The sequence below is a fragment of the uncultured Xanthomonas sp. genome, from assembly GCF_964278005.1.
GTDB lineage: Bacteria > Pseudomonadota > Gammaproteobacteria > Xanthomonadales > Xanthomonadaceae > Xanthomonas_A > Xanthomonas_A sontii.
Window position 1 is genome coordinate 127576 of record NZ_CAXYKF010000001.1, and the last position, 14442, is coordinate 142017.

9 protein-coding genes are annotated in these 14442 nt (G+C 69.7%); 4 read left to right on the plus strand and 5 right to left on the minus strand.

All coding sequences use genetic code 11. The annotated features are described in order from the left end of the window. Positions 1-288: 288 nt before the first annotated feature. Positions 289-777: a pyridoxamine 5'-phosphate oxidase family protein gene (locus ACHWVH_RS00560; protein ID WP_010342308.1), complete on the plus strand. Its 489-nt coding sequence runs from the start codon at positions 289-291 to the stop codon at positions 775-777. 171 nt (positions 778-948) lie between these two features. Here the strand turns inward: ACHWVH_RS00560 and ACHWVH_RS00565 are convergent, their stop codons facing one another. The 4 genes from ACHWVH_RS00565 to ACHWVH_RS00580 all read right to left on the minus strand — a co-directional run bounded on the left by ACHWVH_RS00565 (position 949) and on the right by ACHWVH_RS00580 (position 8000). Next, positions 949-2100 (minus strand): M50 family metallopeptidase, encoded by a 1152-nt coding sequence (locus ACHWVH_RS00565; protein WP_394686457.1) that lies wholly within the window; start codon positions 2098-2100, stop codon positions 949-951. Positions 2101-2411: 311 nt separating this feature from the next. Next, complete coding sequence (locus ACHWVH_RS00570) at positions 2412-3470, minus strand: HDOD domain-containing protein (RefSeq protein WP_394686458.1); 1059 nt, start codon at positions 3468-3470, stop codon at positions 2412-2414. Between the two features lie 315 nt (positions 3471-3785). Beyond that, complete coding sequence (locus tag ACHWVH_RS00575; RefSeq protein WP_394686459.1) at positions 3786-4271, minus strand: nuclear transport factor 2 family protein; 486 nt, start codon at positions 4269-4271, stop codon at positions 3786-3788. A 156-nt stretch (positions 4272-4427) separates the two neighbouring features. Further along, positions 4428-8000 (minus strand): methylmalonyl-CoA mutase family protein, encoded by a 3573-nt coding sequence (locus ACHWVH_RS00580; protein ID WP_394686460.1) that lies wholly within the window; start codon positions 7998-8000, stop codon positions 4428-4430. Between the two features lie 218 nt (positions 8001-8218). Between ACHWVH_RS00580 and ACHWVH_RS00585 the strand changes: the two genes are divergently transcribed. Beyond that, the gene (locus tag ACHWVH_RS00585; protein WP_295926967.1) at positions 8219-8536 is read left to right on the plus strand and encodes a hypothetical protein; all 318 of its coding nucleotides are present in this window, start codon (positions 8219-8221) and stop codon (positions 8534-8536) included. Between the two features lie 466 nt (positions 8537-9002). Next, positions 9003-10103, plus strand: coding sequence for a Glu/Leu/Phe/Val dehydrogenase dimerization domain-containing protein (locus ACHWVH_RS00590; RefSeq protein WP_295926969.1), 1101 nt, complete (start codon positions 9003-9005; stop codon positions 10101-10103). Positions 10104-10226: 123 nt separating this feature from the next. On the opposite strand, the gene ACHWVH_RS00595 is transcribed toward ACHWVH_RS00590, so the two are convergent. Next, positions 10227-13040, minus strand: coding sequence for an autotransporter serine protease (locus tag ACHWVH_RS00595; RefSeq protein ID WP_295926972.1), 2814 nt, complete (start codon positions 13038-13040; stop codon positions 10227-10229). 202 nt (positions 13041-13242) lie between these two features. Between ACHWVH_RS00595 and ACHWVH_RS00600 the strand changes: the two genes are divergently transcribed. Next, positions 13243-14418 carry a thiolase family protein gene (locus ACHWVH_RS00600; protein WP_267118344.1) on the plus strand — a complete coding sequence of 392 codons (1176 nt, stop codon included), beginning with the start codon at positions 13243-13245 and terminating at the stop codon, positions 14416-14418. Positions 14419-14442: the final 24 nt, after the last annotated feature.

Consider the following 14442-nt stretch of genomic DNA (forward strand, 5'->3'; position numbering starts at 1 on the left):
GGCAAACGTCCTGTCGGAAAGCGGCGCGTGCCGCGGGCAGTCGGCACACGCCTTCCCTGCGGAACGGTGGTCCGTCCGCCACGCTGCATGCGTGGCGTGGTCGCTTAGTAGCACTGGGGATCGGCGCGATGCTTCGATACGCATCGCAGCGCGCTGCACATCGCCGCACTTGTCTACAGCGATCCGCGCGCACCGGCTCTGCACGTGGCCTGCACCCTCCCGTCACGGACCGCGCGCGCGCCTGCCGGCACAGTGCAGGCGGGCACTGTCGCCCGCTCGGAGATCCGCATGGCCAGCCCGCAGGAACTGGAAGAGAAATTCTGGAAGGCATTGAAGTCCGACCGCACCGTGATGCTGGGCCTGGACGGCGTCGAGGACGGCCACGCCCGGCCGATGACCGCGCAGTTCGAGGGCGATCGCGGCGGCCCGATCTGGTTCTTCACCTCCAAGGACAACGCGCTGGTGCAGAAGCTGACGCAGAGCCAGCGGGTGATCGCGGCGTTCAGCGCCAAGAACCACGACCTGTTCGCCAGCATCAGCGGCACGCTCAGCGTCGATAACGACCAGGCGGTGATCGAGCGCCTGTGGAACGGCTTCATCGACGCCTGGTACGAACAGGGCAAGGACGATCCGAAGCTGGCGCTGCTGCGCCTGGACCCGGATCACGCGCAGATCTGGCTCAACGGTTCCAGCCTGATGGCCGGCATCAAGGTGCTGTTCGGCATCGACCCCAAGCGCGACTACCAGGACAAGGTCGCCGACGTGCCGCTGCGCTGAGGTAGACGCGCTCGCCACGCCGCCGTAGCGCCGGCTGCATGCGTGCAGCCGGTGCATCCGCTCGGCCGGCCGCCTCCTGCCCGCCGGGCGCATCGCGTCTGCATGAGGTCGAGAAAACGCGCCGCGCTTCATGCGAGCGGCGCATGGCGTCGACCGCGCCGAAGCAACGGGTCATTCGGCCTTCAGCAGTCCACGAATCGCATCGCGCAGCACGGCTTCGGTGGCTCGCAGGGCACGATCGACCTGGTCTTCGGCCGCCGCCTCCGCCAGCCGCAACCACGCCTGCGCCCCCGCCGGGTCGGCGTGCCGCGCGGCCATCAATGCCCGGCAGCGCGGACGCAACGCAGGAGCGATCCAGTCCGCCTCCGCCGTCAGTCCCGCATCCAGCACCTCCATCTCGGCGCTTCCTGCCATTGCACGCGAAAATGCGAATTCGCACCGCAGCAGCATGACCAGCGTCTCCCATTGCGCGGCAGCGTGCCCCGCCTCGGCGAGGCGCTGTTCCATCTGCGGCTGCAGTTCCGCCGCTTGCCGCCACTGACCACGCTGTTGCGCCGCCTTCAACGCAAACCAGCTGTGGCACAAGGCCAGGTCGCTGCGTGCGAGCACGTCCAGGCGGGACGGCGACAGCCTGTCCGCGGTGACGCCCTGGCATGTCCACCCATTGAGTTCTGCAAGCACGTACGCCGGGGCATCCGCTTCGTGCCACTGCGCCACATTCGCCCATTGCAAGCCGTCGGTTGCTCCCGACCGTCCCTGCACCGGCAACAGATTGATCAGTGCGACCGCGAAGTTGAGGACGCCGATGCCAACGCAGAATGCGCCCATATTGCTGTCGACCCCGGCGCATCGCGCGGCAAGCCATGCGATCGACGCCACCAGCAGATTGGCCGCCGGCCCGCCGACGATCGTCAATCGATACTGCCGGCGCAGCGACAGGGAGGGATCCGGCACGGGCAGCACGAAACCGATCGGATGGCCCGGACGCACGCGCCGCCAACGCATCCTCCAGCCACGGCGGCTCGCATGCAGTTGCAGCGGGCCGATATGGATCAGGTAGACGGTCATGCCCGCGGCACGTGCCGCCAGCACGTGGCCGCACTCGTGCAGCGCCACCGTCGCCATGCCCGCCAGCGGAAGACTGAGCAGGATCACCGGCAACTCGACCATGCCCGGCGCCCAGACGCCCTGGACCAGGGCGATAGCGCCGACCGCCATCGCCGAGACGCCGATCAGCAACAGCACGCCCTGCACGCCTGTCAGGAGCCGATTGAGCCAAGGCGATGGCATCCACGCGCCGCGTGTTGTCCCGGCCGAACTCATGGCCGGCTCCGCGCGGCACCGAGCGGCCACCTGCCAAGCCGGAACTGCGCAGCGCATGCATGCGCAGGCGCCGCCAGCAGGGCGCCACCTTCATGGACGGCGATCGTCGCCAACGGCGCCAGCAAGCAGATCAGCCTCGGCGCCAGCGTGGACACGACAGGGATCCGCGCCTGCGTCGGCGCATGCTGTCTCGCGCTGTCGGCTGCGCCGACCTCCCGTCGCATCGCCCGGTAGCCGAGCATCGCTTCGGCACCCGCCCGCTCTGCCGCACGTTTCGACCAATCACTGGCTGGGCCACGCAACGGCGCCACCTAACGGCGATAGCGCACCGCCAGCTGCGCGGCCGCCGCGGCGCGATGCCGGCGCAGGGCCAGGCCGAGCGCACTCATGGTCGCCGCATCGGCGTCGCCCGACTGCTCCTCCAGGGCGCGTTGCACGCGCGGCGACAGCCCCCAGTCCGCGGAAATGGCCTTGGCGCAGTGCGCCGACCAGGCCTCCAGCATCTCGGTCATCGCCGCCGGCGTGGGCGCTGCCTCGGCGTGGCGTGCGTGGACATCGCGCAGCACCTGCACCACCGAGACCGCACCCAACCCGCACAACAGCGCCAGCAACTGCGCGGCGTTCGCATCCTCGCGGTCGGGCACTTGGGAGGCGGCGTGCGCCGACAGCAGGGTGTGTTCCCACAGGACCGCCGCACAGCGGCCGAAGACGCTGCCGTCGTCGACGATCACCGGTTGCAGCAGCGCCGCCAGCACGATCTGGCGCAGGCCCTCGGTGCCGAGCAGGGCCACCGCCCGTTCCAGGTTCTCGATCGGCTCGGGATGGCGGCGGTAGACGACGCTGTTGGCGATGCGCAGCAGGTTGCCGGCCAGCGCCGGGTCCTGGCCCAGGATCGTGGCGATGGAATGGGCGCCGGCGGTCGGGTCGTTGATCGCGCGGGTGAGCTGCGGCAGCAGGTGCGGGCGTCGCGGCGTGTAGCGCGGATGCGCGTCGATGCGCGCCAGCACCGCGGCGGCCTCGGCCATGACCGCCGGCGCAGGCGTGGCCGACGTGCTCACCGGCCGGCCGGCGAATGCCAGCTCGCACAGGCGCGCCAGGATCGCGGCGTCCGGCACCGGATCCAGATCGAGCAGGGCAGGGTCGGCGAAAGGGTCGAGGCCCGGGTCCACCGGGGCAACAGGCGCGGCTGGCGCGGTGGGTGCAGACACGGCCGGTGCCGCGGATACGTCGGCATCCTCGACATGGGCGCGCGCCTGCGGCGCATCGGCCGCATCGCCAGGGCCACGCCGCAGCCACCACCACAGTCCGCCCCCCAGCACCAGCGCACCCGCACTGATGGCAATCCACATGATCGGCACGATCGTCGTCATCCGCAAAACATCGCCAGGTCCCCGCGCCCGGCCACCGGTGCGCGCCCACGCGGCACGCCATGTCATTCAAGCACGCCGCGCGGGTTTCTGCGCAACGCCGACGTGATGCGGTGGCCGACCGCCGTGAGGCGGTCATGGACAACGCGCGATCGCGCCACTCAGCAGCAAGCAAGCGGCGTGCCGACACCGCGCTGCACCACTCCATCAGCCTGTGGCGCCGCTCCTCGCTGCCGCCTGCGGACGGCACGTGGCGGATCTGGTCGGGGCGATGGGGCTTGAACGCCGCCCTCTGGGGGCCGACGGCCGCCCCCTCGCTCAGTGCGGCGCCGATGCGGGCGCGGTGCGATGCCCGTAGCTGAGTACCCGTGTCAACTTCCAACCGTCCGGATCCTGGCGCCACACCATCACGAACTTGGCGATGCCCTCGCAGCGGCCGCTGGCCAGCTCGCAGAAGCGGTGCTCGCCTTCCTCGATCGCCCCGAAGTCCTTGATCGGATAGACCCGCAACGTACCGGGCAGCAACTCGCGGCGGACCTTGCCGCAGATCCATTTGCGCGTGTTGTCGACGACGCTCGCGCGGTCCCAGGTGACGCCGCCGGTGTCGTGGTAGAACTCCACGTCCGGCACGAACGACGACTCGAACGCCGCCAGGTCGCAGCGGTTGTAGGCCTCGAACAGGCGCTGGTCCAGCGCCGCGACGGTGTCGAACAGCGGCCCCGCCGCCCCATCCCCGGCCGGTTCCGCCGCGCGGGTCGTCGCCGCGCACGCCATCAACACTGCCAACGCTCCCCAGACTTTCATCGGCACCCTCTGCGTGAGTCGATGGGACACTATGAGACCGCCCGGGCCGCGGCCGCAAGATTGCCGCATGCGCTGGCGCGGCGCCGCAGAAGCGCACGTGGCAGGCACCCTCGCCGTCCCCGGCGCGCCGGCGTCGGCAGCCACGACCGTCGGCGCCTACATGTTGCGCCGATACTCGCCGCCCACCTCGTACAGCGCATGGCTGATCTGGCCCAGGCTGTGGGTCTTGACCGCCTCCATCAGCGCCGCGAACACGTTGCGGCGCTCGCGCGCGGTGCGCTGCAGCGCGCCCAGGCCGGCGCCGCCGGCGGCCAGCGCCAGCGCGTTGCGGCGCTGCTGCCAGTCGCGCACGTTGCCGATCTGCTGGTCCTTTTCCTGCTCGGTGGAGCGGATCAGCTCGATCTCGGTCGCGGTCTCGCCGGCATGCTCCTTGGGCAGGAAGGTGTTGACCCCGACCAGCGGCAGACTGCCGTCGTGCTTCTTGTGTTCGTAGTACAGGCTCTCTTCCTGGATCTTGCCGCGCTGGTACATGGTGTCCATCGCGCCGAGCACGCCGCCGCGCTCGCTGATCGCCTCGAACTCCTTGTACACCGCTTCTTCCACCAGGTCGGTGAGCTGCTCGACGATGAAACTGCCCTGCCAGGGGTTCTCGCAGAAGTTCAGCCCCAGTTCCTTGTTGATGATCATCTGGATCGCCACCGCGCGGCGCACGCTTTCCTCGGTCGGCGTGGTGATCGCCTCGTCGTAGGCGTTGGTGTGCAGGCTGTTGCAGTTGTCGAACAGCGCGTACAGCGCCTGCAGCGTGGTGCGGATGTCGTTGAACTGGATCTCCTGCGCGTGCAGCGAACGGCCCGAGGTCTGGATGTGGTACTTCATCATCTGGCTGCGCTCGTTGCCGCCGTAGCGCTCGCGCATCGCCCGCGCCCAGATCCGCCGCGCCACGCGGCCGATCACCGTGTACTCCGGGTCCATGCCGTTGCTGAAGAAGAAGCTCAGGTTCGGCGCGAAATCGTCGATGTGCATGCCGCGCGCCAGGTAGTACTCGACGATGGTGAAACCGTTGCTGAGAGTGAAGGCGAGCTGGCTGATCGGGTTCGCGCCGGCCTCGGCGATGTGGTAACCGGAAATGGACACCGAATAGAAGTTGCGCACCTTCTGCTCGACGAAATACTGCTGAATGTCGCCCATCATGCGCAGCGCGAACTCGGTGCTGAAGATGCAGGTGTTCTGCGCCTGGTCCTCCTTGAGGATGTCGGCCTGCACCGTGCCGCGCACGCTGGACAGGGTCTGCGCCTTGATCTGCGCGTAGGTCTCCGCGTCCACCAACTGGTCGCCGCTGACCCCGAGCAGGGCCAGACCGAGGCCGTCGTTGCCCGGCGGCAACGCGCCGTGATAGCGCGGGCGTTCGCGGCCTTCGAACAATCGGGCCAGGGTCTGCTCGGCCTGCGCCCAACGCTGCGCGTCGGCCTTCAGATACTTCTCCACCTGCTGGTCGATGGCGGTGTTCATGAACATCGCCAGGATCATCGGCGCCGGGCCGTTGATGGTCATCGACACGCTGGTGGTCGGCGCGCACAGGTCGAAGCCGGAGTACAGCTTCTTCATGTCGTCCAGGGTCGGGATGTTGACTCCGGAGTTGCCGATCTTGCCGTAGATGTCCGGGCGCGGCGCCGGGTCCTCGCCGTACAGGGTGACGCTGTCGAAGGCGGTGGACAGGCGTGCGGCCGGCTGGCCGACGCTCAGGTAGTGGAAGCGCCGGTTGGTGCGCTCGGGCGTGCCCTCGCCGGCGAACATGCGGATCGGATCCTCGCCGGTGCGCCGGTACGGATACACGCCGCCGGTGTACGGATAGCTGCCGGGCAGGTTCTCCTTGCCGAGGAAGGTCAGCAGTTCGCCCCAGCTCTTGTAGCGCGGCGCGGCGATCTTCGGAATGGACTGGTGGCTGAGCGACTGCCGGTAGTTCTCCACCCGGATCGGCTTGCCGCGCACCGCGTATTCGGTGACCGGGTCGGTGATCGACTTCAGCCGCTGCGGCCACTCGCGCAGCAGTTTCAGCGATTCGCTGGACAGCGACTGCAGCGCATCGTTGTAGCGCTGGCGCAGGAGCAGCAGGCTGGCGTCGACGGCATCAGCGGACGCATCGGCGGATGCACGCGACGCCGGCAGCAGATCCTGCGCCGCATACAGTTCCAGTTGCGCCGGCAACTGCGGATCCTGCAGTTCGTGCAGCGCCTGCCAGAACGCCTGCGCGCGGTCGGCGGCCTCGGCCTGGCGCAGCACGCCGGCATTGAGGGCGCGCCCCTGCTCTGCGATCTCGGCCAGGTAGCGCACGCGTGCGCCGGGAATCAGCACGGTGGCGCGCGGCTCCTTCAGCATGGTGTCGAGCTGCGGGCGGAAATCGCAGTGCGCCTGTGCGCCCGGCGCATTTGCCGCGGTGTCCGCCTGCGTGGCCAGCTTGTCGCGCAGCAGACGGCACAGATTGACGAACATCCAGCTCACGCCGGGGTCGTTGAACTGGCTGGCGATGGTCGGATACACCGGCACCGCCTCGTCCTCCAGCTGGAACGCCGCGCGGTTGCGCCGCCACTGCTTGCGCACGTCGCGCAGCGCGTCCTCGGCGCCGCGCCGGTCGTACTTGTTCAGCACCACCAACTCGGCGAAGTCGAGCATGTCGATCTTCTCCAACTGGCTCGGCGCGCCGTAGTCGCTGGTCATCACGTACACCGGGAAATCGACCAGATCGACGATCTCCGAATCGCTCTGGCCGATACCGGCGGTCTCCACGATCACCAGGTCGTAGCCGATGCCCTTGAGCAGCGCGATGCAGTCCTTCAGCACGCGGTTGGTGGCGGCGTGCTGGCGCCGCGTGGCCATCGAGCGCATGTACACGCGCGGGCTGCGCAGCGCGTTCATGCGGATGCGGTCGCCGAGCAGCGCACCGCCGGTGCGGCGCCGGCTGGGGTCGACCGAGACCACCGCGATGCGCATCTGCGGGAAGCTGGCCAGGAAGCGGTTGAGCAGTTCGTCGGTGACCGAGGACTTGCCGGCACCGCCGGTGCCGGTCAGGCCGAGTACGGGCGCGGCGCGCCGACTGCGCGACTCCGCCGCGGACGCCGTGCCGGACTGCCACTGCTTGCGCAGCAACGCCAGTTCCGCCTCCGAGAACGCCCCATCCTCGATCGCCGACAGCATCTGGCCGATGCCGATCTCGTCGTCGATGTCCGGCAGCGGGGAGCCGGCCGGCGTCGCGCCACGCGCCTCCGCCGCGGTCTCGCGCCCTTGCCCGGCACGCGCCACCACGTCCTCGATCATCTCCACCAGGCCCATCTTCATGCCGTCGTTGGGGTGGTAGATGCGCTCCACGCCATAGGCCTGCAGTTCGGCGATTTCCTCGGGCGTGATGGTGCCGCCACCGCCACCGAACACCCGCACATGGCCGGCGCCGCGCTCGCGCAGCATGTCGACCATGTACTTGAAGTACTCCACGTGCCCGCCCTGGTAGGACGACAGCGCGATCGCGTCGGCATCCTCGTGCAGCGCCGCGCGCACCACGTCCTCGACGCTGCGGTTGTGGCCGAGATGGATCACCTCGGCGCCCTGCGCCTGGATCAGGCGGCGCATGATGTTGATCGCCGCATCGTGGCCGTCGAACAGGCTGGCGGCGGTGACGAAACGCAGGGGACTGGCGTCGGTCTGCGGCAACGGAACGCGGGACGCGGGAAGGCTCATCGTGCGGACATCGAAAAGAGAATGCCGCGATTCTAGGCGCGCAGCGCGACACGGGCAGGTTGCGCTGCAGCATGCGCACGTGGGCGGCAAACCGCGTACGCGACGTCGCACCTGGCTATCCGCTGCATGAATACGCCCTCGGAAACGCGTCAACAACCGTGCCGGTCGCGGCGTTTCCTCCCGCGTCGGCAGCCCGCCGATGCCTTCGGAGACATCGCATGTTCGTTCGTCCCTTGTTGCTGGCCACCCTGCTCGGCGGCGCGCTCGCCGGCGCCATGGCCGCCGCGCCCGCGCAGGCGCGCGAAGTGGGGGAACTGTCGGTCCGCACCGCCCCGCCGCCGCCTCGGGTGGAACGAGTGGTGGTGCGGCCCGGCTATGTCTGGATGCCCGGTTACTGGCAATGGAACGGACGCCACCACGTCTGGGTCGCCGGCCGCTACGTGGTGGAACGGCCGGGCTACGTCTATGTCGGTCCGCGCTGGGAGCACTACGGCCCCGCCTATCGCTTCCACGCCGGCTATTGGGCACGTCACTAATCCCAGCTCCCCGAACCGGGCCCGCGATCGCCGTGCCGGCGGCGATCGCGGGCAACGCCGCCGCGGCGTGCTGGGCCGCGGCAAGGCGTCAACAATCGCTGCCGCCCATGGCGCCAACGTGCGCCTCCTCCCGCCGCACCAGCATCGGTCACCGCGACCGCGGGACCGGCCCAGGCCACATCGCGCCGCCCGCCCCTATGTGCCCGGCGCCAAAACCGCCCTCTCCCGCGACTCACGCGCCTCCCGGCGAACGCGCACACACCGCCTGTGGCGTCGCACAGCGCCACGAGATGCCCGCCCCGCCCGGCCACCACGCCATCGCACCGGCGGCCGGCAATTGCTTTAAAATGTCGGCATCGCGACGCTCAGGGCCTGTTCCGGAACCGTCGCGTTTTTGTTTTGCGCCACCCACCAGGCACGTTCCTGGACCATGGTGTCCGACACCTGCAACGCCAGCGGAGCCCCCATGCTTTTCGAAACGCTAGCCAACACCGGCCACGAACAGGTCGTCTTCTGCCACAACCGCGACGTGGGACTGCAGGCGATCATCGCCATCCACAACACCGTGCTCGGCCCCGCGCTGGGCGGCGTGCGCATGCGCCCCTACGCCAACACCGAGTCCGCCCTGCAGGACGCGCTGCGGCTCAGCCGCACCATGACCTACAAGAACGCGCTGGCCGGGCTCAACATCGGTGGCGGCAAGGCGGTGATCATCGGCGACCCGAAGAGCGACAAGTCCGAAGCGCTGTTTCGTGCCTTCGGCCGCTACGTCGATTCGCTGGGCGGCCGCTACATCACCGCCGAGGACGTCGGCACCGACGTCAACGACATGGAGCAGATCTACCTGGAGACCGAGTACGTCACCGGCGTGCACCAGGTGCACGGCGGCTCCGGCGACCCGGCCCCGTTCACCGCCTACGGCGCGCTGCAGGCGCTGATGGCGTCGCTGCAGCGCAAGTTCGGCCACGAGGAGATCGGCAAGACCAGCATCGCCTTGCAGGGCCTGGGCCACATCGGCATGGAGCTGGTGAAGCTGCTCAAGGAACGCGGCGCCAAGCTGTTCGTGACCGACCTGGACCCGGCGCTGGTCGCGCGCGCGGTGGCCGAATACGGCGCCGAAGCGGTGGACCCGGACGATATCTACGACGTCGCCGCCGACGTGCTGGCGCCGTGCGCCATGGAGAGCGCGCTCGACGAGGCCAAGCTGCCGCGACTCAAGGTCAAGATCGTCTGCGGCACCGCCAACAACCAACTGGCCAATGCCGCGGTCGGCGAGGAACTGCACCGCCGCGGCATCCTCTACGCGCCCGACTACGCGGTCAACGCCGGCGGCGTCATGAACGTGTCGCTGGAGATCGACGGCTACAACCGCGAACGCGCGATGCGGCTGATCCGCAGCATGTACCACAATCTCGGCAAGATCTTCGACCTCTCCGAGCGCGAGAACATTCCGCCGCAACAGGCCGCCGACCGCATCGCCGAGGCGCGCATGCAGGCGATCGGCAAGCTCAAGCTGCCGCTGGGCCGTACCGCACCGCGCTCGATGGGCCACCTGCGCGGCGAGTGATGCCTCGCGCCGCCGCCTGCGCCGCAGGCGGGAGGCCGCAGATCGCAGGGCCGGGACGTCCCGGCCCTGCTTGACGGATCGACCCCGCACCGGCGCCGCACGCGCCGGACCGGGTCCCCGGACTCAGAAGCCCAGGCGATAGCGCAGCGACACCGCGCGGTCGTCGCCGCGCGGGCCGAAGCGCTGGTCGTAACCCAGCCCCAGCAACGCCCCATTCCAGCGCGTCTGCAGGCTGGCGCCGAACAGGCCGCCGGAGCGTGCCGGCTGCAGGTCCACCAGCGGCGCCCAGGCGTTCACGCCGACGAAGCTGGCCTGCCGGTCCAGTCCCTGCGCGGCCAGCGTCTGCTGCCACTCGGCATAGCCCTGCAGCGACCAGCCGCGCCCGCCGAATCCGCCGCGCAGGCCGGCCAACGCCTGGCTGCGCGAGGAACTGGCGGCACCGGCCATCAGCCCGAAGCCATCGCCGCCCTGTTCGCGGAAGCCATCGCTGTCGATGCGGCTGTAGTCGGCGCCGGCATACGGGGTCAGCCACGCCGGGCCGCGTCCGAGCCGATAGCCAACCTCGACGCTGGAAGACAGGAAACGACCGGCATAGCGGCTGGAGGCGTCGGCAACGGTGTCGCCGAGCAGCAGGCTGCGGTCGAGCTGGCGCTGGTACTGGCCGCTGCCCAGTTGCGCCAGCGCGTACGCATTGCCCGCCATCGCGCCGAGATAGGCCTGGCCCTGCACCTGGCGGTTGCGGCTGCGGTCCAGGCTGCCGGCGTCGCTGGCACGGCTCTCGCCGAAGGCGAAGCCAGCCACCGCGTGCTCGCCCAGGCGCAGGTCCTGGCCCATCAGCCAGCCGTCGAGCTGGAACTGGCTGCCGGCGAAGCTGCCCTGCCCGGTCTCGCCCAGGCGCTGGCTCCAGGCACCGACCGCGCGCGGTTGGTCGACCAGCGTATCGAAGCGGCTGGACAGCGCGCGCCGCTGCAGGTCCATGGTGTCGAAGGTCATCGCGGTGGCCGCGGCATGCGCCTCGCCGGACAGGCTGCGCAGGGTCGCCGACGCCGCCGCCACGCTCGGCGCCTGCTGCACCGCGCCGGCGGCCTTGAGCAGGGCGCCATCGACCGTGGCCGGGTCGTGGCTCAGTTGCGTGTTGAGCTGCGCGAACGCCGCGTCCACGCGGGTCGCCGAGGCCAGGCTGGCGGCGGTGACGTTGCCGAAACCCGCCGCGGCCGCCGTGACGCTCAACGCCTGCACGGTGATCGAGGCACTGGTGGCGTCGTAGGACAGCGACGAGGTCAGGAACACGTTCGACGGCGTGGTCACCGAGGCGAAGGTGCCGGTGAGCCCGCCGTTGGCCTGCAGCACCGTGTACGCGGTGTTGTTGACCACGTAGTCGCGCTTGCCGAGCACGTACAGCGAACCGCCCTGCAGGGTGGCGCTGCCGCCGACCGAGAGCTTGTCGCCGACCAGCAGCGCCAGGCGGCCGTTGCTGCTCTGCACGTAGTTGCCGCTCAGGCTCAGCGTGGCCGCACCGACCTGGAAGGTGCCGGCATTGGCGACACTGCCGCCGAGCGCGCCGGTGCCGACGAAGGTGGCGCCATTGCTGATCGCCACGTTCGAGCTGCCCAGGCTGGCCGCGCTGAGCGTGCCGCCCTGCACCTGGGTGTCGCCGCTGTAGGTGTTCTGGGTGCCGCTGAGATTCAGCGTGCCGCTGCCCTGCTTGATCAGCCCGCCGCTGCCGGCGATGTTGTTGGCCCAGGTCGAATTGCCGGTGAATCCCACCGTCACGTCGCCCCAGTCGAAGCGGCCCGGCCCCTGCACCGCCTTGCCGACGTTGAGCAGGCCGTAGCCGAAGGTCGCGTCCACGCCGGGCGTGCCCAGGTCGGTGGCGGTGCCGAGCAGGGTCTGCCGGACCAGGTCGTTGGTGAAGTACGGGAAGGCCTGCCAGACCAGCGCCGCCGCGCCGGACACCAGCGGCGCCGCGAACGAGGTGCCGCTGCCGTAGTAGTAGTCGGGGTTGCTGGTGGAGGTGGTCGCCTTGGGATCGACGAACACCTCGGTGCCGGGCGCGACCAGGCAGTAGCGCATCGCCGCGCCGCAGGCGTTGGAGTACGAGGCCAGTTGCGTGCCGGTGCTCGAATCGGTTGCCGCCACCACCAGCCAGCCGCGCTCCAGGTCCGCCGCCGGCAGGGTGCCGTTGGGGCCGGCCTTGCTGGGCAGCGAAGCGATGTCCGAGGGCGTGGACTTGGATTCGTTGCCGGCGGCGAACACCACCAGGCCACCGTTGCCGAGCACGAACGGACGGTACTCGGCGGCGATGGCATTGGTCGAGTTCAGGTCGGTCCAGTAGATGCCGCCCCAGGAGTTGTTCATCACCTTGACGCCGGCATTGATCAGGTCCTGGTGCACCTGGGTCAGGCCTAGTCCGCCGCTGACCTGGTTGCCGCTGCCACTGCCGTCGTCCTTGGGCGGCGTATCGGAAATGATGCGCGCGGACACGATCTGCGCGCCCGGCGCGATGCCGCCCGGCCACTGTCCGACCGACTTGCCTGCCGCCAACTGCGCCACGGTGGTGCCGTGGCCGTCGACGTCGTCGACCTTGGTGTTGTTCTGGCTCGGATCGACGTAGATCAGGTTCGACACCACCCGCCCGGCCAGGGCCGGATGGTTGCGGTTGACGCCGGTATCGACCACGCCGATGCGGTAGCCGCTGCCGTCGTAGCCGGCGTTGTGCGCGGCCAGCGTATTGGTCAGGGTCAGGTGCGCGTCGAACGCCGGCTGTGGCGGCGGCGGCGAGGTCGGAGGTGGCGACGTCGGCGGCGGCGGTGGTGGGGGCGGAGGCGGCGAGGTCGGTGGCGGACTGCCATGGGTCAGATTGCCGCCACCGCCACCGCCGCCACCGCACGAGGTGAGCGCAACCGCTACCGCGGCCGCCAGCAGCGACCGTGCCATCAATGCCCGCATGTTCTTCCCCTCTACCTTGATCTGCCGCAGCGGCCGGTGCCATTCCCATTCATCGGCCGTCGGCGACTGTGATGACCCACGTCAATCTACACCGAAACACCGCCCATCGGACGGCCGCTCCAGGCAGCTGCGATTGGCAGAACCCGCGCCGCGGCCGATAATCGGCACACCACTTTCGTAAGGGTTTGCCATGACCGAGATCGTCATCGCCGCGGCCAAGCGCACCGCCATCGGCGCGTTCCTGGGCCAGTTCAACGGCGTGCCCACGCCGACGCTGGGCGCCGCGGCCATCCGCGCCGCGCTGGAGCAGTCCGGCATCCCCGCCGCGGACGTTTCCGAAGTCATCATGGGCTGCGTGCTGCCGGCCAATCTCGGCCAGGCCCCGGCACGTCAGGCCGCGCGCGCGGCCGGCGTGCCCGACGGCACCGGCGCCACCACGATCAACAAGGTCTGCGGCTCGGGCATGAAGGCGGTGATGCTGGGACACGACCTGATCAAGGCCGGTTCGGCCAGCATCGTCGTCGCCGGCGGCATGGAGTCGATGAGCAACGCGCCGCACTTGCTGCCGAACTCGCGTACCGGCAACCGCTACGGCAACTTCCAGGCGGTCGACCACATGGCCTGGGACGGCCTGACCAATCCCGACGACGGCCAGGCGATGGGCGTGTTCGGCGAGGCCACCGCGGAGAAATTCGGCTTCAGCCGCCAGGACCAGGACGCGTTCGCGATCGAATCGGTGAACCGCGCGCAGGCCGCGCAGCGCGATGGCGCCTTCGCCGACGAGATCGTCCCGGTCGCCGTGGCCACCCGCAAGGGCGAGGTACGGGTCGACAGCGACGAGCAGCCGGGCAAGTCCGACGTGACCAAGATCCCGGCGCTGAAGCCGGCGTTCAAGAAGGACGGCACGGTCACCGCGGCCAGCTCCTCGAGCATCTCCGACGGCGCCGCCGCACTGGTGCTGCTGGGCGCCGACGAGGCCGCCCGCCGCGGCATCGCGCCTCTGGCGCGAATCGTCGGCCATGCGACCTTCTCGCAGGCGCCGGAATGGTTCACCACCGCGCCGGTGGGCGCGATCCGCAAGCTGCTTGACCAGGTCGGCTGGAGCCTGGACGACGTTGACCTGTTCGAGATCAACGAAGCCTTCGCCGTGGTGGCGATGGTGCCGATCAAGGAACTGGGCCTGGACCACGCCAAGGTCAACGTCCATGGCGGCGCCTGCGCGCTCGGCCATCCGATCGGCGCCTCCGGTGCGCGGCTGCTGGTGACATTGCTAAATGCGTTGCGCAGCCGTGGCGGCCGCCGCGGAATCGCGACGCTGTGCATCGGCGGTGGCGAAGCGACAGCGGTCGCCATCGAATTGATTTGATTGGGATTAACCCCTGAAACACAA